The sequence below is a fragment of the Bradyrhizobium sp. CCBAU 51627 genome, assembly GCF_028128765.1.
Taxonomy (GTDB): domain Bacteria; phylum Pseudomonadota; class Alphaproteobacteria; order Rhizobiales; family Xanthobacteraceae; genus Bradyrhizobium.
In genome coordinates this window covers 1-19,645 of the sequence record NZ_LBJG01000009.1, presented here as the reverse complement: position 1 = coordinate 19,645, position 19,645 = coordinate 1, and the positions used below count along the sequence as shown (strand labels likewise).

Here is a 19,645-nt window from a genome sequence, read left to right as displayed (position 1 = left end):
TTGAACGTCGCCTGCGATCGCTGCGACCCAAGATCGTGATCGGTCTGAGGTTGGCAGCGAGGGGGCATGACAAATCGTTGTTTGGCATTGGTCGCAAGCCTGGCGCTCGGGATCACCGCGTCGCTTGCCACGCCGAGCTTCGCCCAGAAAAGCGGTCTCTCCGGGCAAAGCGTGCGGATCAATGCGCTCAGAACTGCCGGGAAATATGCGGAAGCGCTGCCACTGGCGCAGGCCATGGTGGCCTCGCTCGAGAACACCGGCAACAACCGCGATCTCGCCGCCGCGCTCAACAATCTCGCCCAGGTCCATGCCGACCAGGGACACGACGATCAGGCCGAGCCGATTTACAAGCGCGCGATCGGACTGATGGAGAAGGGGGCCGGCCTCGACAGCGTCGAGCTCGCGCCCGTGCTGAACAATCTCGCCGCACTCGATCAGCGGCAGGGCCGCTTCACGGATGCCGAACCGCTGTTCAAGCGTGCGCTGGCGATCCGCGAAAGGGCGCTGCCGCGCGAGCATCCCGATGTCGGCCAGTCTCTTAACAATCTCGCCACACTTTATGTGAAGCAGGAGCATTTTGCGGAGGCCGAACCGCTGTTCCAGCGCGCGCTCGCAATCTTCCAGAAGGTCGGCGGTCCCGCGCACCCCGCGGTCGCGACGCTCCTGAATAACCTCGGCCAGCTTGATCGTGATCTCGGCCGGGATGCTGACGCCGAAGCGCCGATCAAGCGCTCGCTCGCAATCCGTGAAAAGGTTCTCGGGCCGGATCATCCCGACGTCGCACGTTCCCTCAACAATCTTGCTGGTCTCTACGAGCACCAGCAGCGCTATGCCGATGCCGAGCCGTTGTATCGTCGCGCGCTTGCCATCCGCGAGCGTGCGCTAGGTCCGGATCATCCCGACGTCGCGACATCGACGAGCAATCTCGCCTATTTCCTCCATGTGTCCGGGCGAACTGCCGACGCGTTGCCGCTCGCGGAAAGGACGCTTGCGAGCAATCGCGCGCAATTGCGCGTGGTGCTGCCGGTCCTGTTCGCAGCACGCCAGCAATCGCTGTTGCCTGATGACAGGGCGCTCGACGAGGCGCTCGCGGCGATCCAGCGCGGCACGCAATCCTCCGCCGCATCAGCGGTGAACAAGCTCGCGGTGCGGCTTGCCGCCGGCAGCGACCGGCTCGCCGAGCTGGTGCGCAAGGATCAGGACCTCGCGGCCGAAGCCGAGATGCTCGACAAGGCGATCATCACGGCGGTGTCGAAGTCGTCAGCGCAACGCGATGTCGGCTCCGAGCAGCGCAGCCGCGCGCGGATCGCTGCCATCGTGAACGAGCGCACCGGCTTGCAGAAGAGGCTCGCGGTCGAGTTCCCCGACTACGCCTCACTCTCCAACCCGCTGCCGCTGACGGTGAAAGACGTTCAGCTCCTGCTGTCGGCCGATGAAGCCATGGTGCTCTTTTCCGTCGTCGACAAGCGCAGCTATGTCATCGCGATCACGCAGGAGAGCGCCGACTGGAAGGAGATTCCGCTTGGCGCGGACGCGCTGGCGCAGAAGGTCGCCGTATTTCGCCGAGGTCTTGATGTCGGCAAGGCGCACGATGGCTCCGGCAAAGCCGAGCTGTTTGATCTCTCGCTCGCCAACGAGCTCTACGTTGCGCTGCTCGGGCCGGTCGAGCCACTGACCAAGGGCAAGCGTAGCCTGCTTACGGTGCCCTCGGGCGCGCTGACGGCGTTGCCGTTTCACCTGCTCGTCACGGAGCCGCCGCAAGCTGCGATCCCTGATACGCTCGCGGGCTATCGGGGCGCGGCCTGGCTGCTGCGGCGTCAGGCCGTCTCCGTGCTGCCCTCGGTGGTCAGCCTGAAATCGCTGCGCGCCTTTGCGCGCAAGGAGGAGGGCGTCAAGCCGATGACCGGTTTCGGCGATCCCGTGTTCAATCCTGCCGAGGGCGGTCCTTCCGACCGTCGGGCGGCAGGCGGCAAGGTGGCCGCACGTAGTATTGCGACGGTGGCCTACACCGATTTCTGGCGCGGCGCGGGTGTTGATCGCGTACGGCTTGCGCAGGCGCTGCCGCAGCTACCCGATACCGCGGACGAGCTGAACGCCGTGGCGAAAGATGTCGGTGCGAGCGATGCCGACATTCATCTCGGCCGCGATGCCAGCGAAGCGACGCTCAAGCGTGCAGCGCTTGCTCAATACAGCATCATCTACTTTGCGACACACGGCCTCGTCGCCGGGGATATCAAGGGTGTGGGCGAGCCGTCGCTCGCGCTCTCCATTCCCGAACAGCCTTCCGAACTGGATGATGGTTTGCTTACGGCGAGCGAAGTTGCGCAGCTCAAGCTCAATGCAGATTGGGTCGTGCTGTCGGCTTGCAACACGATCGCCGGTGACAAGCCCGGCGCCGAGGCCTTGTCGGGGCTGGCCCGCGCCTTCTTCTATGCCGGAGCGCGCGCGCTGCTGGTCTCGCACTGGGCTGTCGATTCGGAAGCTGCCACCCGCTTGACCACGTCGACTTTCGATTTGCTCAAAAACGAACCAAACCTCGGCAGAGCCGAAGCTCTGCGGCGCGCGATGTTGACGTATGTTGATGACACAGCGTCGCCGCGCAATGCCTACCCAGCGATCTGGGGAGCGTTCGCGCTCGTCGGAGAAGGTGCGATACGATAAAGCGGCGCAGCATTTGTGCGTCGCAAAACAACTGACAACGCTGAAACAGCCATTTGGTTGCGCGATCATCGGTGATTTCCGCATCGCGCTTCGCGAGGCTGATATGCGCGACGTTTGGCGCGGTCCTTGAATAAACCAAATCCTGCGGGATCAGCTTGGCAACGCCAGCGTTCATCATTATTAGGTCATCAGCCGAGGCCGGACGGCCTATAATTCACGGTGACCGCGAAGGTGCCAAAGCTGGTTGCGCTTGATGTCGCGGGTTCTAGGAGGATTTTTCGTGCAAGAGACGGGCGTGCGCAACGGTGCCTTCGGCGCCGACAAATTCGGCTTAAAGAATCTCAGACGGGTTCACTGGAACCTCGGCGCGCCGCAGCTCTACCAATATTCGCTCGCTGCGGGCGAGGCGGTGCTATCCGCTGACGGCGCACTCTGCGCCGACACCGGCGAATTCACGGGCCGCAGCCCGAAGGACAAGTTCACGGTGCGTGATGCCACCACCGACAAGAAGATGTGGTGGGCCGGCAACCAGTCGATCACCGCAGAGCAGTTCGAGACGCTCTATCAGGACTTCCTCAAGCACGCCGAAGGCAAGAGCCTGTTTGCGCAGGATCTCTATGGCGGCGCCGATCCAGCCTACCGGATCAAGACGCGTGTCTTCACCGAGCTCGCCTGGCACTCGCTGTTCATTCGCACGCTGTTGATCCGCCCTGCGGCGATCGAGCTGCCGACCTTCGTGCCCGAGCTCACGATCATCGACATGCCGAGCTTCCGTGCCGATCCCAAACGTCACGGCTGCCGCTCCGAGAACGTTGTCGCAATCGATTTCGCCCGCAAGATCGTCCTGATCGGCGGGTCTTATTATGCCGGCGAGATGAAGAAATCGGTCTTCACCACGCTGAACTACTATCTGCCCGAACGCGGCGTGATGCCGATGCACTGCTCGGCCAATGTCGGCGCCAAGGGCGACACCGCGATCTTCTTCGGGCTGTCCGGCACCGGCAAGACCACGCTGTCGGCCGATCCCAACCGTACGCTGATCGGCGACGACGAGCACGGCTGGGGCCCGAACGGCGTGTTCAACTTCGAAGGCGGTTGCTACGCCAAGTGCATCAAGCTGTCGCAGGAAGCCGAGCCGCAGATCTATGCGGCGTCGACGCGGTTCGGTGCGGTGCTCGAGAACTGCGTGCTCGACGAAGACACCCGCGTGGTCGATTTCGACGACGGTTCAAAGACCGAGAATACCCGGTCTGCCTATCCGCTCGACTTCATCCCGAATGCTTCGCGCACCGGCCGCGCGCCGCAGCCGAAGAACGTGGTGATGCTCGCCGCCGACGCTTTCGGCGTGCTGCCGCCGATTGCCAAGCTGTCGCCGGCGCAGGCGATGTACCACTTCCTCTCCGGCTATACCGCGAAGGTCGCCGGCACCGAGCGCGGTCTCGGCAATGAGCCGCAGCCGGAATTCTCGACCTGTTTCGGTTCGCCCTTCCTGCCGCTCGATCCATCCGTCTACGGCAACATGCTGCGCGACCTCATCGCCCAGCACAATGTCGATTGCTGGCTGGTCAATACGGGGTGGACCGGCGGCAAGTACGGCACAGGCAGCCGCATGCCGATCAAGGTGACGCGCGCGCTGCTCACCGCGGCGCTGGATGGCTCGCTTCGTAATGTCGAATTCCGCACCGACAAGTATTTCGGCTTCGCGGTCCCGACCGCGCTGCCGGGCGTGCCGAGCGAAATCCTCAACCCGGTCAACACCTGGAAGGACAAGGACGAGTTCGACAAGACCGCTCGCGCGCTGGTCGGCATGTTCCAGAAGAACTTTGCCAAGTTCGAAGCCCAGGTCGATGCCGAGGTGCGCGCGGCCGCTCCGGACGTGAAGCTGGCGGCGGAGTAATTGCTCTGTCTTCAATGTGAAAGGGCGGCCGCGAGGCCGCCCTTTTTGTTTGTGGCACGATCTCTCCCCTCGTCATCGCGTTCGCAATGACGAGGAAGCAGCTACGCCTTGAAATACGCGATCTGCGTCGTGGTCGCGAGCAAGCGGCCGTTTGGTGACCAGAGCTCCCCGTTCTGGTCGCCATAGCTCTTGTGGAAGAGTTTCGCGTCCGCCGTCGCAAGCACGCGGGTGATGTCCTCGGATGCAAGCTCGTCGCTATCGGTGTGAAAATAGGTGGTCAGCGATACCGTGCCGAACGGCACCAACTCGCGGCGCGCATGGAAAACGCGGCCGAAGAAGGCATCCGACATCGACATCAGCGACAGCATATCGAGCTTGCGCGGCTCGCGATCGCTGATCCAGATCTTGGAATAGGTGCTGGCGGGTTCGGCCTGCGGGGGCCCGATCCGCATCTCGCCCTCGACGAAGCGGAATTCATACTGGTTGGACCAGGACGCCCCGATTTTCGGGAACGGCAGCGTCGCTTCGAACGGCTTTGCGCCAGGATAGGGCGCGGCCCTGTGCTCCCACGACGGCTTCCGCTCGGCGAACACGGCGGTGGCGAGCGTTGCGACGTCGCCGCCGCCCTGCGACAGTTCGACGCTCCAGTGCTGGCTGGAGCGGTTGGCCTTCACCAGTCGCACGTCAAGATCGAACGAGCCCTTCGCGATCGGCGCGCAGTAATTGACGGTCACCGCCAGCGGATCGCCAGCGCGTTCCGGATGGTCGATCAGCGCGCGCAAAATGGTCGCGGCGGTGGCGCCGCCGAACGGGCCGACAAAGGCCCAGTAAGCGTCACTGGTGTGCCCCTGCCAACTGGAGTCGCCGGCGGTGACGCGCGTGGCGTCGTCGAACGGGTGGGGGAACTTGGCGTTCATCGTCGGTCCTCGATGTCCCCCGACGGTGGTTAATGTCTCGGCGTCGTGTCACCGGTGCCGCTCTGGGGATGACGATGATCATATCACCATCCCTCGCGGCCGATGCAATAACGTCGCAGGTAACGTCGCTTCCACCTCGCGGAAAATCAGCCGGCGGCGTCGCGCAGGTTTGGCAGCAGCGGCGTGCTCGGATTGACCGGCACGTTCCAGATTTCCTCGGCGTATTCGCGGATGGTGCGGTCCGAGGAGAACCACGCCATGCGCGCGACATTGAGGATGGAGGCGCGAGTCCAGGCCGGCGAGACCTGCCAGCGCGCATCGACCGCGCGCTGCGCCTCGTAATAGGAATCGAAATCGGCACTGACCATGTAATGGTCGAGATAGCGCAGCGCATGCGCGATGGATTCGAAGCGGCCGGGATCGCCCGGCGAAAATTCGCCGGCGCCGATGGCATTGATGGCGCGCTGCAGCTTCGGTGAATTGCGGATCACGTCGGAGGCATCCAGCCCCTGCTTGCGCCGGATCATCACGTCGCCGGCCTCCATGCCGAAGATCGCGATGTTCTCGACGCCGACCTGGTCGCGGATCTCGATGTTGGCGCCGTCGAGCGTGCCGATGGTGATGGCACCGTTGAGCGCCAGCTTCATGTTGCCGGTGCCCGAGGCTTCCATGCCGGCGGTCGATATCTGCTCGGAGAGATCGGCTGCCGGAATGATCACCTCGGCGAGGCTGACATTGTAGTCGGGAAGGAACACGACCTTCAGCTTGCCGCCGATCGAAGGATCGCTGTTGACGATTTCCGCGACGTCGTTGATCAGCTTGATGATCAGTTTTGCATATTTGTAGCTCGCCGCCGCCTTGCCGGCGAAGATCTTCACCCGCGGCACCCAGTTGCCGTTGGGATCGTCCTTGATCGACTGGTACAGCGCGACGGTCTCGATGATGTTGAGGAGCTGGCGCTTGTATTCGTGGATGCGCTTGATCTGCACGTCGAACAGCGCGGTCGGATCGACCCTGATCCCGAGCCGTTCGCCGATCAGGCGTGCAAGCGCCGTCTTGTTGTGAAGCTTGACGCTGCGGAATTTCTTCTGGAACTCGACGTCGCTGGCGCGCGTCTCGAGCAGCGAGAGCTGCGTCGGGTCGTCGAGGACGGCCTCGCCACAGACCTCGCGCAACAAGTCCGTGAGCTTCGGGTTTGCCAGCATCAGCCAGCGGCGGAAGGTGATGCCGTTGGTCTTGTTGGTGATGCGGCCGGGATAGAGATGGTTGAGATCGTGGAACACGGTCTCGCGCATCAGATCCGAATGCATCGCCGAGACGCCGTTGATGCGGTGCGAGCCGACGAAGGCAAGCTGGCCCATGCGGACGCGGCGCCCGCTCTTCTCGTCGATCAGCGAAACCGAGGCGCGGAAATCGATGTCGCCGGGCGCGCGGGCTTCGGCGAGCGCCAGATGCTGCACGTTGATGCGGTAGATGATCTCGAGATGCCGCGGCAGTAGCCGCTCGAACAGCTCGACCGGCCAGGTCTCCAGCGCCTCCGGCAGCAACGTGTGGTTGGTGTAGGAGAGCGTCGCCACCGTGATCTTCCAGGCATCGTCCCAGCGGAAATTGTGGAGGTCGACCAGGATGCGCATCAACTCGGTGACGGCGAGACTCGGATGGGTGTCGTTGAGCTGCACCGCGACCTTGGATGACAGGCTGCGCAGCTGACCGTCGGAAGCGAGATGCCGCTTGATGAGATCCTGCAGCGAGGCCGAGACGAAGAAATATTCCTGGCGCAAGCGCAGCTCGCGGCCCGCCGGGCTCTCGTCGTTCGGATAGAGGAATTTGCAGATGGCTTCGGCGCGCGACTGCTCGGCGCTGGCGCTGACATAGTCGCCCATGTTGAACGCGTCGAGCTTCAAGGGGTCGGGCGAGCGCGCCGACCACAGCCGCAGCGCGTTGACGTGCTGGCCACGCCAGCCGACGATCGGCGTGTCATAGGCGATCGCCTGCACGGTCTCGCTCGCGTGCCAGATCGCGCGGTCGCGGCCCCTGTCGTCGATGTGTTCGACGCCGCCGCCGAAATTGACGTCGTAGATCACTTCCGGCCGCTGCAATTCCCAGGGATTGCCGAAGCCGAGCCATTCGTCCGGATATTCCTGCTGCCAGCCCTGATTGATGATTTGCCGGAACAGGCCGTAATCGTAGCGGATGCCGTAGCCGATCGCGGGGATCGACAGCGTCGCCATGCTCTCCATGAAGCAGGCGGCGAGACGGCCGAGGCCGCCATTGCCGAGCGCAGCATCCGGTTCGCATTTGCGCAGCTCAGGCAGCGACACGCCGAGGTCGCCGAGCGCGACCTCGAAGATCTTGAGCAGCCCCATATTGTTAAGCGCGTCGGTGAAGAGGCGGCCGATCAGGAATTCGAGCGAGAGATAATAGACGCGCTTGCGCCCCGCGTCGTAGCTGTGCTTCTCGGCCGTGAGCCAGCGATGCACGATGCGGTCGCGCAGCGCCAGCGCCGCGGCCTGATACCAATCGTGCTTGGTCGCCATGCCCGCATCCTTGCCGATGGCAAGGCGCAGCTTCGCCAGGATCGCGCCCTTGATCTCAGCCAGCGCAAGTTCGTCGATGGGCTGGCCCGCAGCGGGCGAATTTGGCTGGAACGATTGATCTTGCAAGGCCGTCACTTCCTGGTCGACAGAAAACACCACTGAACCTACGCGTCTTGCCCCTGCACCGGAACCATCCCTGGCGCGGCCGTGCACTGCGCTGGCGTAAAATTATGCAAGGAACGGGCCGCTTTGGGAACCCGGAGCAGCACGGAGGAACGCCGATTTGGTGTTAGATTGAGCACAGATTCAGCCATCACTGTGGAGGAGACGCCTCATGAGACTGCCGATCGAAATCGCCGCCGCAGCACTTCTCGTCACCTGCATCGCCATATCGAGCGCGGCCTTCGCTGCCGGCAAGCGCAGCGCCGATCGTCTCAGCTGCGCCGTCTCCCTCCCGCAGAACGCAACGCCCGCGCAGCGCTGTACCGCCATCGAGCGCCAATGCGGCGGCAAGTTTTACGCGAGTGCGTGCGGGGACAAGCTGATGTCGGCGGTGAATTGAGCGTAGTCGTGCGCGGATGACATTGGTGACGCCATGTACAGCGAACCGTGATGACGGCTCGCGAGGATGTAAACGAAGTAGCTGACTGTGCTCATGGCTCAAGCTCGCAAGAGCAATGCTGACCGGGGTAACGGGTCCTGCTTTCGCCAGGCCGACGGTCTCGACAATCTTTCGCTCAGCGCTAGAACAAATTAAGAACACTTTAGCAAGTCTTTGATATATCATTGTGATTCGGCGCATTGCCGACACAACATCTAGGGTCTGACATCAGTCGCGAGGACTAAATGTCCACCATTGCCTTCGATCAATTCGCCCTCACCCGGATCGCCGATTTCGCGCGGTCGCTGTCGCGGCTGCATCAGGCGGCGCGGCGCCAGAGGATCGACGACGACCAGTTCGACCGCGAGTTCAACGCGGTATGCCAATCGATCTGGGGCTATACCATCGACGATATCAGCGACGATCTGTTTGCGCCCGAGGATCATCATTTCCTCGACACGCTGGACGAAGCGCATGCACGCATCTTCGCCGCCGAGCAGGGCTATGACCTGGTCAGCGAGACGGGCATGCTGACCGACTGGTGGGGTTTCTGCTGGATGATCCTGGCCGAGAAGCGTGGCCTGCTGACGCCGGACAACCGCGCCGCCGCGCGCGCGGCGATCGAGGAGAAATATCTGGCGGCGCCGAATGTGATCGGGGTGATCATCGGGCGGTGATGCAACATCCTCCGTCCTTGCTGTGACGCCCTGGCTTAGGCCAGGCTCTAATCCAATCCCGCCCGCTTCGCCGATTTCGCCGTCGCCTTCGGCGCGGCCGTCACATCGGGCAGCGCCTCGCGCACGATCTCGGCGGCCGGGGCATCCGCCGCGACCGTCTCCGCACGCACCGGGGCCACCTTCATCTCGCCGAGCCGGGCGCGGACCTGTGCCGTGAGGCCCGGATAGGAGGCGACCGGGGTGAACTCAGCGGTCTGATCGTTGCCGAGGCGAACGCCGGTATAGGCGACGAGGCCGTCGGTGGTGGCGATGACGTCGCCGGCCTTCAGCGAGGAGTCGAGCGCCAGGTCGACAGGAGCGAGCCCGGCCGGTTCGCGGCCATTGCAGGTGCAGTCGGCGCGCAGCGCCTTGCGATAGGCGAACGCGTTCTCGCTGTCGGCGTAGCGCTCGCCGGTCTGGCTGTAGGCGCCGTCGATCGAAGAGCCGAAAAACACCTTCGTCGAGCTTGCAGGACAGAAGGCCTGACACATCTGCGCCGGCGAGGCGAGGCCGCGCATCAACGGAAAATATTTGCCGTCACAGCTGCGCACGCAGAACGCCGGGCCCGAGCCGCCCGCTGCCGCCGAGCGGGTCGGCGGCACATATTGCGGCTGAACGGCCGGGTTCTGCTGACCGGTGAAGGGATCGGCGTAGGAATTCGCCTGCTGCGGCACGTCGCGCTGCGGGCGCTGCTGCATTCCGCCGAAGAAGAAGTCGAAAAGGCCTTCGGCCGAAACCGGGGCGGGAGCCGCAAGCAGCGGGCTTGCGAGAGTGGCGGCCACAAGCATCGCGCGACGCCGCCGGCGCGCATGGGACACGATCGTACGCAACGCTTACTCCACCCGACGCTACCGAACCGCCGGGACCTCTCAGGTCTCAGCGCATGATTCACCATAAAACGGGATGGTAAATGAGGGGTTGAGGAGGGCCCGAATGCTGCGCAGCGCGCCGCAGCGAGAGCCTTCACGCGTTCAAGAATTCCGACGCCTTGTACAGCGAGCGGAACGGCAGGCCGGCCGCGCCGAACGTATCGGTGGCGCCTTCCTCGCGGTCGACCATGGTCAGCACCAGCACCACCTCGGCGCCGGTCTCGCGCACGGATTCCACCGCCTTCATCGCCGAGCCGCCTGTCGTGGTGACGTCCTCGACGATCACGACGCGCTTGCCGGCCAACGTCTCACCTTTCGGGAGCCCCTCGATCGCGAGTCTGGCGCCATGCTCCTTCGGCTTCTTGCGGACGAAGAAGGCCGCGATCGGATGGCCCTTGATCCAGGAGATCTGCGCCAATGCGCCGGCCAGCGGCACCGCTCCCATCTCGAGGCCGCCGATGAAATCGAGATTGTCGTCCTTCAGCGCCTCATAGGTCAGCTCGGCGAGCAGGGTCGCGCCTTCGGGGTCGAGCATGGTCGGCTTGAGGTTGAAATAGAAATCGCTCTTGCGGCCCGACGCGAGCGTCACCTCGCCGCGCCCGAAGGAGCGGCGGCGGATGATTTCGAACAGGCGGGCGCGGGAGGCAGATTTCGACACGGTGGTCCTCAGCGGCGTTTTCAGAAGAGTGGCGGAATTTATCCGCGACGGCCGCGACATTCCAGAGGGGGCCTCCCTCGTCAACAGGGATCGGCCATCCCGGTCCGACGGTTGTGGGCGCGCAACTTTCCGGAGTAGGTGGATGCCCGCCATCCCGGGGAAGGAAACAGGCAAATGACCATCGAGCTGCACACCTGGAACACGCCGAACGGCCGCAAGATTTCGGTCGCGCTGGAGGAAATGGGGCTGCCTTACAAGGTGATCCCGGTGAACATCACCAAGGGCGAGCAGTTGGACCCCCGGTTCCTCAAGCTTTCCCCCAACAACAAGATCCCCGCGATCCTCGATCCCGAGGGCCCGGATGGAAAGCCCGTCAGCGTCTTCGAATCCGGCGCCATCCTGCTTTATCTCGGCGAAAAGACCGGAAAGTTCCTGCCGAAATCGCTCGGCGCGCGCATCCCCGTCTACGAATGGCTGATGTGGCAGATGGGCGGTTTCGGCCCGATGCCCGGCCAGGTGCATCATTTCATCGCGCTGGAAAACGAGCAGGACCGCGCCTACGGGTTGAAGCGCTTCATGGCCGAGACCCGCCGGCTCTATGGCGTGCTGGATCGCCGCCTGGAGGGCCGCGACTTCGTCGCCGGCGATCTGTCGGTCGCCGATTTCGCCATCCTGGGCTGGGCCTGGCGACATCCCCGCCACAAGGTTGATCTGGCCGATTTCCCCAACGTCAAGCGCTGGTACGAGGCGTTGATGGCCCGCCCGGCGGTGAAGCGTGGGATGGAGGCGAAGCTGGATTGAGTTGGCGCATCGTGCCCCGGACGCAGCGCAGCAGCGCAAGAGCGCTGCTGCGCGTCCGGGACACGAGAGCCCTCCGGGTGGTTGAAACTAAACCTTCCGCGCTTCCACGGCCATCCGCACCGCAAGGCCGGCCAGCACCGTGCCCATCAGCCAGCGCTGCACCACCATCCAACTCGGCCGGTTTGCCAGGAACAGGGCGATCGAGCCGGCAGCGAGCGCGATCATCGCGTTCACGCTGACGCTGATCGCGATCTGGATCGCGCCCAATGCCACCGATTGCGTCAGCACACTGCCGGCTGTGGGATCGATGAACTGGGGCAGCAGCGCCAGATACAGCATCGCGATCTTCGGATTGAGGAGATTGGTGACGAGCCCCATCGCGAACAATTTGGGCGGGCTGTCGATCGCGAGCTGCTTCACCTGGAACGGTGAACGTCCGCCCGGCTTCACCGCCTGCCAAGCCAACCACAGCATGTAGCCGGCGCCGGCAAAGCGCAGCGCGTCATAGGCAAAGGGAATGGCGAGCAGCAGCGCAGTGATGCCGAACGCCGCGCACAGCATGTAGAACACAAAGCCGAGCGCGACGCCGCCGAGCGAGACAATGCCCGCCGCCGGACCCTGCGTGATCGAGCGCGAGATCAGATAGATCATGTTGGGCCCGGGCGTGAGCACGAGGCCGAGGCAGACGAGGGCGAAGCCGAGCAGGGCGGAGGTGTGAGGCATGGATGAACCGGTACGGGAGCTGTCCTGGTTCTAATATGCACGGCCTTGCTGAGCCATCGCGCAATTGCACGGAGGACAATTCAATCTGGCCCTACGCCTCGGCCTGCATGGTAGCGATGAACGCCGCGAAACGCTCCATCGCCAATCGCAACGGTTCTGCCAGTGCAGGATCGGCGGCGATGCTGTGTTCGTTCCAGGCGCCGCCAAGCAACGGCAGCGTGACGCAGGCGTCCCTGGCGAGCCGGGCGGACATCGTCTCCAGCGTCAGCGTCAGGGCGGCCAGTGCGTGCGTTGCGCGCGGTGAGGTGTTGATCAAGGCCACCGGCTTGTCGGGAAATTCGTGGCTGCCGACCAACCAGTCGAGCGCGTTCTTCAGCACCCCGGCGACACCGCGGGCATATTCGGGGCTCGAGATCAGGAGCCCGTCGACGCGTCCGATCAGCTGGCGCATCGCGCCGACCGGCGCAGGCACGTCATCGCCATCCAGGTCCGGATTGAAAAAAGGCAGGTCCGCAATTCCCTCGAACAGGACCACCTCGACGCCAGCAGGCGCGAGCCGTGCCGCCGCGCGCAAGACCGCGGTGTTGCTCGAGCCTGTGCGCAGGCTGCCGGAGATGGCCGCGACCTTCATTGGGATGGCCTAATGCGCCTCGTCCCAGTTCGTGGCCGCGCGCGCGTCGACATGCAGCGGCACCGACAGCAAAACGGCCGGGAACGGCGCGTCCTGCATGACGTGCTGCACGACGGGAAGCGTCGCCTCGACCTCGGCGTCCGGCACCTCGAAGATCAATTCGTCATGCACCTGGAGCAGCATCTGCGCCGAGAGCTTCTTCTCGGCCAGCGCGTCCTCGACCCGCGTCATGGCACGCCGGATGATGTCGGCTGCGGTACCTTGAAGTCGCGCGTTGATCGCTGCGCGCTCGTTGAAGGCGCGCACCGAGGCGTTGGAGGCCTTGATATCGGGGTAGTGGCACTTGCGGCCGAACAGCGTGGTGACGTAGCCGTGGCTCCGGCAGAAATCGCGCGTCTCGTCCATATAGGCGCGGATGCCGGGGAAGCGCTCAAAGTACTTCTTGATGTAGGCCGACGCCTCTTCACGGGCGATGCCGAGCTGGTTGGCGAGGCCGAACGCCGAGATGCCGTAGATGATGCCGAAATTGATCGCCTTCGCGCGGCGGCGGATCTCGCTCGGCATGCCCTTGATCGGCACGCCGAACATCTCCGATGCGGTCATGGCGTGAATGTCGAGACCATCCTTGAATGCCTGCTTCAGCACGGGAATGTCCGCGATCTCCGCCAGCAGCCGCAGCTCGATCTGCGAATAGTCGGCGGAGACGAGCTTGTGTCCGGGTGTTGCGATGAAGGCGCGGCGGATTTTGCGGCCGTCCTCGGTACGAACAGGGATGTTCTGCAGGTTCGGCTCGTTCGACGACAGGCGGCCGGTCGTGGTCGCCGCCAGCGCGTAGGTCGTGTGCACGCGATGGGTCTGCGGATTGACGTAGGTCGGCAGTGCGTCGGTGTAGGTCGATTTCAGTTTCGAGACCTGGCGCCATTCCAGAATCTTTTTGGGGAAGTCGTGGCCCTGCTCGGCGAGGTCGTCAAGCACCTGCGCAGTGGTCGACCACGCCCCGGTCTTGGTCTTGGTGCCGCCTGGCAGTCCCATCTTGCCGAACAGGATATCGCCGATCTGCTTCGGGCTGCCGACGTTGACCGGCTCGCCCGCGATCTCCTGGATCTCGGCCTCGACGCGCGCCGCGGTCTGGGCAAAGTCGCCTGATAGCCGCGACAGCACCTGTCGGTCGATCGAGATGCCGCGACGTTCCATGCGGGCGAGCACCGGAACCAGCGGTCGCTCCAGCGTCTCGTAGACGGTGGTCATGTGCTCGGCGACGAGCCGCGGTTTCAGCACGCGCCAGACGCGCAGGGCGATGTCGGCGCCTTCGGCGGACAGGGGCGCGGCCTTGTCGACCGGCACCTGGTCGAATGTGATCTTGCCCTTGCCGCTGCCGAGCAACTCGCTTTCCTTCAGCATGGCGTGGCCGAACCAGCGCTCGGAAAGCTGCTCCAGCGCATGCGAGCCGCGGCCGGCATCGAGCACGTAGGAGATCAGCTGCGCATCATCGGTGTTGCGCAAGGTGATGCCGTGCTGCGCCAGCATCACCGCGGTGAACTTGACGTCGAAGCCGATCTTGAGAATGCCTGATGATTCCAGCACCGGCCGCAACGCGTCGATCGCCTCGGCGTGCTTGACCTGATCGGGCGCGAGGCCGGCGTCGAACAGGCCGCCGTCGCCTCCGGATTGCTTGTGCGCCAGCGGCACATAGCAGGCCTCGTTCGGGGCCAGCGCCAGCGCGATGCCGCAGAGATCGGCCTGCATCGGATCGATCGAGTTTCCACGCAGTTCGACCGCGACATGACCGGTGTCATGGATCCGCGCGATGAAGGCGTTGAGCTCGTTCAGCGTCTTGATGGCCTGATACTTGGTGCGGTCGACCGGGAGCTTGCGCAGCGCCTCCTCGCGCGCAGCGGCGAGTGAGGCCGGCGCGCCCTTCGGACTCGCAGCCTTGTCCTCCTTGGCCGCCGACGGGTTGCGCTCGCTCGGGATCCCCTTCGCAGGCGTACCGGATCCCGGAGCTGGCACGACGTCCGAAGGCGGCAGCGGCGAGAAGACGCTCGCGCCTTTCGCGTAACCGGGATCGGCATCCACATTGGCCGGATCGATCTGTGAGTATTCGGCGACGCGCCGCGTCAGCGTCGTGAACTCCATGGCCTTCAGGAAGGCAATCAACTTGCGCGGATCGGGCTCGTGGACGGCCAGATCGTCCAGTGGCACCTCCAGATCGACCTTGTCGTCGAGCAGCACCAGCTGGCGCGAGATCCGCGCCTTCTCCGCGTTCTCGATCAGCGCCTCGCGGCGCTTGGGTTGCTTGATCTCGCTGGCGCGGAACAGCAGCTGCTCGAGATCGCCATATTCGACGATCAGTTGCGCCGCGGTCTTGATGCCGATGCCGGGTACGCCAGGCACGTTGTCGGTGGAATCGCCGGCCAGCGCCTGCACCTCGACGACCTTCTCCGGCGGCACGCCGAACTTCTCGATCACCTCGGGGATGCCGATGCGGCGATCCTTCATGGTGTCGTACATGGTGACGCAATCGGTGACGAGCTGCATCAGGTCCTTGTCGGAGGACACGATGGTCGCGCTGGCACCGCGCTCGCAGGCCTGTCGTACATAGGTTGCGATCAGATCGTCGGCCTCGAAGCCGACCTGTTCCAGGCAGGGCAGATCGAACGCGCGCACCGCCTCGCGGATCAGGGCGAATTGCGGGATCAGATCGTCAGGCGCCGGCGGCCGGTGCGCCTTGTAGTCGGGGTAGATCTTGTTGCGGAAGGTGACTTCCGACTTGTCGAAGATGATCGCCAGATGCGTCGGCCGGTTGTCCTCGGGCATGTCGCGCAGCAGCTTCCACAGCATGTTGCAGAAGCCCAGCACCGCGTTGACCTGCAAGCCGTCGGATTTGCGGTTCAGCGGCGGCAGTGCGTGATAGGCCCGGAAGATGTAGGAGGAACCGTCGACCAGGAAGACGTGGTCGCCCTTGCCGGCCGCCTTCGCCGCGACCGGTTTGGCGGCAGCCTTGGCAGCAGCGGGCTTGGTCTCGGATTTGGCGGAAGTTTTCGAGGATGTCTTTGGGGAGGTCTTTGGCATGGCCGCAATGTATGAATTTTTGCGGCAAAAGACAGCCTCGATGGATCGCTATTTTAGCGACTCGCACAGGCAAATGACGGCGTCAGGCCAGGCATTCCTCGATGAAACCGGCAACGGCGCGCACGGTGGGCGCGCGGCGCAGGTCGCGATGGACAACCAGCCAGACCTCGCGCCCGACGGGGCGGCCGCCGATGTCATGGCGCTCCAGCTGCGGATCGGCTTCGCCAAGGAATTTCGGCAAGGCCGCCAGCCCAATTCCGATCCTCGCGGCCGCAGCCTGGTTCTCCAGATCGTTCGTGCGGAGCACGATCTCTCGCGAGGCGGCGAAACGCATCAGCCATCGCTGCTGAGGAACTTCATCCATGCTGGCATCGTAGGCGACGAATGCGAAGGCATGCGGTGGCGTCGTCTTCAAATAGTCGGGCGAGCCGTAGAGGGCGAACTCGAAATAGCCGATCTTGCGCGCGATCAGACCCGGCTCCGTCGGACGCGACAGGCGAAGCGCCAGATCGGCCTCGCGGCGGTTGAGCGAGGCCGTACGCTTCTCGCCGATCAGCTTGATCCTGATACCGGGATGCTGTTGTCGCAGCTGGATCAGCCTGGGCGCGATCAGCAGGTTGGCCAGCGAAGGCGGTGCGCTGATCGTGACCTCCCCGCCGATCCCGGATTTTGAGGCCTGCACGGCGCGCTCCACCGCAAACGCCGTCTCCGTCATGGGAGCCCCGATCTTGGCAATGCGCTTGCCGTCCTCGGTGAGCTCGTAGCTGCGTGGCCTGCGATCCACGAGCTTGAGCGACATGGAGGCTTCCAGCGCGGCGACGCGACGGGCCACGGTGACGTGGTCGACGTTGAGGCTTCGCGCCGCGGCGGACAGGGTGCCCTCGCGCGCGAGCGCCAGGAAATGCTGCAGATCGGTCCAGTCCATCTGTGCGAATTCTCACAACATGATCTCAATATTGAGCAGTTTCGCAGGTTTTCACGGCATCCCATAGTCCTTTCGTGATCGACAGGAGGACCGACATGGCCGTGATCGTGAGATTGAAGACGCCCGGCGGCGTAGAGCAACTCGAATTGGCGAACACCGATCTGCCACCGCCAGGCCGCGGCGAAGTCCGGCTGCAGCAGACCGCGATCGGGGTGAATTCCATCGATATCTATCAGCGCATGGGTCTCTACGCGCTTCCGCCCGAGCGTATTCCCGGCGTCGAAGCGGTGGGCGTCGTTGCGGCGCTCGGGGCGGAAGTGACCGGTCTGGAGGTCGGGGACCGCATCGCCTATGCGGGCGCGCCGGTCGGCGCCTACGCGTCCGAACGCAACCTGCCGGCCTGGCGTTGCGTGAAGCTTCCCGCCGGCCTCGCGGATGAGGCGGTCGCCTCGGCGTTCGTGAAGGGCATCACGGCCGACATGCTGCTCAATCGCGTTTTCCCGGTTGTCGCCGGGACGACGATTCTGGTCCATAGCGCTGCAGGAGGACTCGGCCAGCTTCTGACGCGCTGGGCGAGCGTAACAGGGGCGACCGTGATCGGGACGGTCGGTTCACCGGCCAAGGCCGAGATCGCCCGCGCTGTCGGTGCGTCTCATGTCATCGTCGGGCGGGACGCCGATTTCGCCGCTGCGGTCGGCGATCTCACCGCGGGGCGTGGCGTCGATGTTGCCTATGATGGCGTCGGCGGGACGACGTTGCAGAAGACGCTTGGCTGCGTGCGGCCATTCGGCGTCGTGGCCAGCATTGGCCAGTCGGCCGGGCCGATTCCATCCATCGATGTTCACGATCTCGGGCCACGGCGCAGCCTCATGCTGGCGCGGCCGAGCGTCATGGCTCACATGAATGATGCCGATGCATATCGCCGTTCCGCCGGGCGTGTGCTGGCTGCGATAACTGACGGCGTGCTACAGGTGAGCGGGAAAGCCTACAGTCTGCGGGATGCGGCGCTGGCGCAAGGGGATCTCGAAGCCGGGCGTACGACGGGAGCTTTATTTCTGCGACCTTGACCGGTCTATTCCGCCGCCTGCAACACTGGCCCGGCCTTCTTCGGCGCGATCCAGAATGCGAGGGGCCGCTCGAACAGGAAGTCGGCGTGCAGCCGCAACGCGGCCCGCCAGATCGCAAGCGATCCGAGCACGCCGACGATGGTGACGATCAGAGACACCATGCCGACATCGGCAATGATGCCGCTGCGCAGCAGCAGGGTGCGCGTTGCCGCCATCGGCAGGAAGAAGGCGAGATAGATCACGATCGAATGCTCGCCGCAGAAGCGCAGGGCATTGAGCCAATGCACGCGCGCGAGCAAGGTGCCGATCGTGATGATCGCGCAGGCGCCGGCGAAGCCGAGCAGCAGCGACACGATCTTCCACTCGCTTGCGCCAAGGCTCACGAGGCCGGCATCCACCAATGCCCAGGTCGTGAGCGCGGCGAGTGCAAGCGCGGGATGGTTTCGCGCGCGATCCGATAACGCGAACACGTAAGGCGCGAACAGATAGCCCGAGTAGAAATAGACGAAGCGCGCGCAGAACTCGTCGATCGCAGTCCAGCCGGTCGAGACGCGCGCGGTCTCCAGCGCGGCTGCGACGAGCCAGATCGCGAGCGGCGGGAATTTGCGTGTCAGTTTTGTGACGATGAAGAAGATCGGCAGCAGGTAGATGAACCAGAGCGTGCCGAACGGTTCGATGAAGGATTCGAGATACAGCCAACCCGCGTCACGCCAGCCGGTTTCGGCTGCAAACGCGGGGGCCTTGAAGCCGAACTGGATTGTCACCCAGAGGACATAAAAATAGGCGAAATGCACCACTTTGCGGTCGAGATAGGTTCGCCAGTCGCGATCGATCACCAGCGGCAGGAACAGGCCGGAAATCAGGAAGAAGTCCGGCATCCGGAATGGCTTTGCGAAGGCTACCACGACATGCATGAAACCGGTTTTTCCGGCCGCGAGCTCGACCCCCAGCACCGAATGCATCATCACGACCATGACGATGCAGATGCCCTTGGCGTAGTCGACCCAGTCGACACGCGCGGCAGCAGAGGCTTCGGGAAACCCGTTGCTCGCAGCTGATATGCCTGATGGTGCCATGTGTCCCTTTTGGAGGCGGGTTTCGCCAGGTTCTGTGCGGTCGTGGGGCAGTTTGGGGCCCAGTGGTTTCCGACTTCTTTACCCGTACAAATCGCGTGCCGGTTTCCGACCGCGGGGTCTACTTCCCGGCGGGAAAATGCTAAACCGCCTCCTGATTGGGGCTTCGTTAACCACACAGGGATTTTCATGCGAATCGCGATGATCGGCACGGGCTATGTGGGACTGGTGTCCGGAGCCTGCTTTGCGGATTTCGGCCACGACGTCACCTGCGTCGACAAGGACGAGAAGAAGATCGCTAGCCTGCATCGCGGCGAGATTCCGATTTACGAGCCGGGCCTCGACGAACTGGTCGCCGCCAACGTCAAGGCCAAGCGGCTTGACTTCACCACCGATCTCTCCAAGCCGGTGGCGGATGCCGACGCGGTGTTCATCGCGGTCGGCACGCCTTCGCGTCGCGGCGACGGCCACGCCGATCTCTCCTATGTCTACGCCGC

16 protein-coding genes are annotated in these 19,645 nt (G+C 64.1%); 7 read left to right on the top strand and 9 right to left on the bottom strand.

The window, feature by feature from the left end; translation table 11 throughout:
• Positions 1-66 precede the first annotated feature (66 nt).
• Positions 67-2,661 (top strand): CHAT domain-containing protein, encoded by a 2,595-nt coding sequence (locus XH88_RS05755; protein WP_271614453.1) that lies wholly within the window; start codon positions 67-69, stop codon positions 2,659-2,661.
• Between the two features lie 280 nt (positions 2,662-2,941).
• Positions 2,942-4,558, top strand: a complete 1,617-nt coding sequence (locus tag XH88_RS05750; protein WP_271614452.1) for a phosphoenolpyruvate carboxykinase — start codon at positions 2,942-2,944, stop codon at positions 4,556-4,558.
• Between the two features lie 101 nt (positions 4,559-4,659).
• On the opposite strand, the gene XH88_RS05745 is transcribed toward XH88_RS05750, so the two are convergent.
• Together XH88_RS05745 and XH88_RS05740 are read right to left on the bottom strand one after the other, a co-directional pair.
• Positions 4,660-5,475, bottom strand: coding sequence for an acyl-CoA thioesterase (locus XH88_RS05745; protein WP_271614451.1), 816 nt, complete (start codon positions 5,473-5,475; stop codon positions 4,660-4,662).
• Between the two features lie 146 nt (positions 5,476-5,621).
• On the bottom strand, positions 5,622-8,138 hold the full coding sequence (locus tag XH88_RS05740) for a glycogen/starch/alpha-glucan phosphorylase (RefSeq protein WP_271614450.1): 2,517 nt from the start codon (positions 8,136-8,138) through the stop codon (positions 5,622-5,624).
• A gap of 208 nt (positions 8,139-8,346) precedes the next feature.
• On the opposite strand from XH88_RS05740, the gene XH88_RS05735 reads away from it, so the two are divergent.
• The gene (locus XH88_RS05735) at positions 8,347-8,574 is read left to right on the top strand and encodes a hypothetical protein (protein WP_271614449.1); all 228 of its coding nucleotides are present in this window, start codon (positions 8,347-8,349) and stop codon (positions 8,572-8,574) included.
• 284 nt (positions 8,575-8,858) lie between these two features.
• Complete coding sequence (locus XH88_RS05730) at positions 8,859-9,290, top strand: hypothetical protein (protein ID WP_271614448.1); 432 nt, start codon at positions 8,859-8,861, stop codon at positions 9,288-9,290.
• A gap of 47 nt (positions 9,291-9,337) precedes the next feature.
• On the opposite strand, the gene XH88_RS05725 is transcribed toward XH88_RS05730, so the two are convergent.
• Together XH88_RS05725 and pyrE are read right to left on the bottom strand one after the other, a co-directional pair.
• Complete coding sequence (locus XH88_RS05725; protein WP_271614544.1) at positions 9,338-10,117, bottom strand: DUF2865 domain-containing protein; 780 nt, start codon at positions 10,115-10,117, stop codon at positions 9,338-9,340.
• A 175-nt stretch (positions 10,118-10,292) separates the two neighbouring features.
• On the bottom strand, positions 10,293-10,856 hold the full coding sequence (gene pyrE / locus XH88_RS05720; RefSeq protein ID WP_209967862.1) for an orotate phosphoribosyltransferase: 564 nt from the start codon (positions 10,854-10,856) through the stop codon (positions 10,293-10,295).
• A gap of 174 nt (positions 10,857-11,030) precedes the next feature.
• Between pyrE and XH88_RS05715 the strand changes: the two genes are divergently transcribed.
• Complete coding sequence (locus XH88_RS05715; RefSeq protein ID WP_271614447.1) at positions 11,031-11,657, top strand: glutathione S-transferase family protein; 627 nt, start codon at positions 11,031-11,033, stop codon at positions 11,655-11,657.
• A gap of 87 nt (positions 11,658-11,744) precedes the next feature.
• Here the strand turns inward: XH88_RS05715 and XH88_RS05710 are convergent, their stop codons facing one another.
• From XH88_RS05710 to XH88_RS05695, 4 genes are all read right to left on the bottom strand, one after another.
• A complete protein-coding gene (locus XH88_RS05710) occupies positions 11,745-12,380 on the bottom strand; it encodes a LysE family translocator (RefSeq protein ID WP_271614446.1) in 636 nt (211 codons plus the stop codon).
• A gap of 91 nt (positions 12,381-12,471) precedes the next feature.
• Positions 12,472-13,011, bottom strand: coding sequence for an NADPH-dependent FMN reductase (locus tag XH88_RS05705; protein WP_271614445.1), 540 nt, complete (start codon positions 13,009-13,011; stop codon positions 12,472-12,474).
• Positions 13,012-13,020: 9 nt separating this feature from the next.
• Positions 13,021-16,083 carry a DNA polymerase I gene (polA, locus tag XH88_RS05700; RefSeq protein WP_271614444.1) on the bottom strand — a complete coding sequence of 1,021 codons (3,063 nt, stop codon included), beginning with the start codon at positions 16,081-16,083 and terminating at the stop codon, positions 13,021-13,023.
• An 82-nt stretch (positions 16,084-16,165) separates the two neighbouring features.
• Positions 16,166-17,008: a LysR family transcriptional regulator gene (locus XH88_RS05695; RefSeq protein ID WP_271614443.1), complete on the bottom strand. Its 843-nt coding sequence runs from the start codon at positions 17,006-17,008 to the stop codon at positions 16,166-16,168.
• Positions 17,009-17,103: 95 nt separating this feature from the next.
• Between XH88_RS05695 and XH88_RS05690 the strand changes: the two genes are divergently transcribed.
• On the top strand, positions 17,104-18,075 hold the full coding sequence (locus tag XH88_RS05690) for a quinone oxidoreductase family protein (protein WP_271614442.1): 972 nt from the start codon (positions 17,104-17,106) through the stop codon (positions 18,073-18,075).
• 5 nt (positions 18,076-18,080) lie between these two features.
• Here the strand turns inward: XH88_RS05690 and XH88_RS05685 are convergent, their stop codons facing one another.
• Positions 18,081-19,151, bottom strand: coding sequence for an acyltransferase family protein (locus XH88_RS05685; protein WP_271614441.1), 1,071 nt, complete (start codon positions 19,149-19,151; stop codon positions 18,081-18,083).
• 186 nt (positions 19,152-19,337) lie between these two features.
• Here XH88_RS05685 and XH88_RS05680 point away from each other — a divergent pair.
• The coding region (locus XH88_RS05680) for a 2-dehydropantoate 2-reductase N-terminal domain-containing protein (protein WP_271614440.1) at positions 19,338-19,645 on the top strand (308 nt) is incomplete at its 3' end.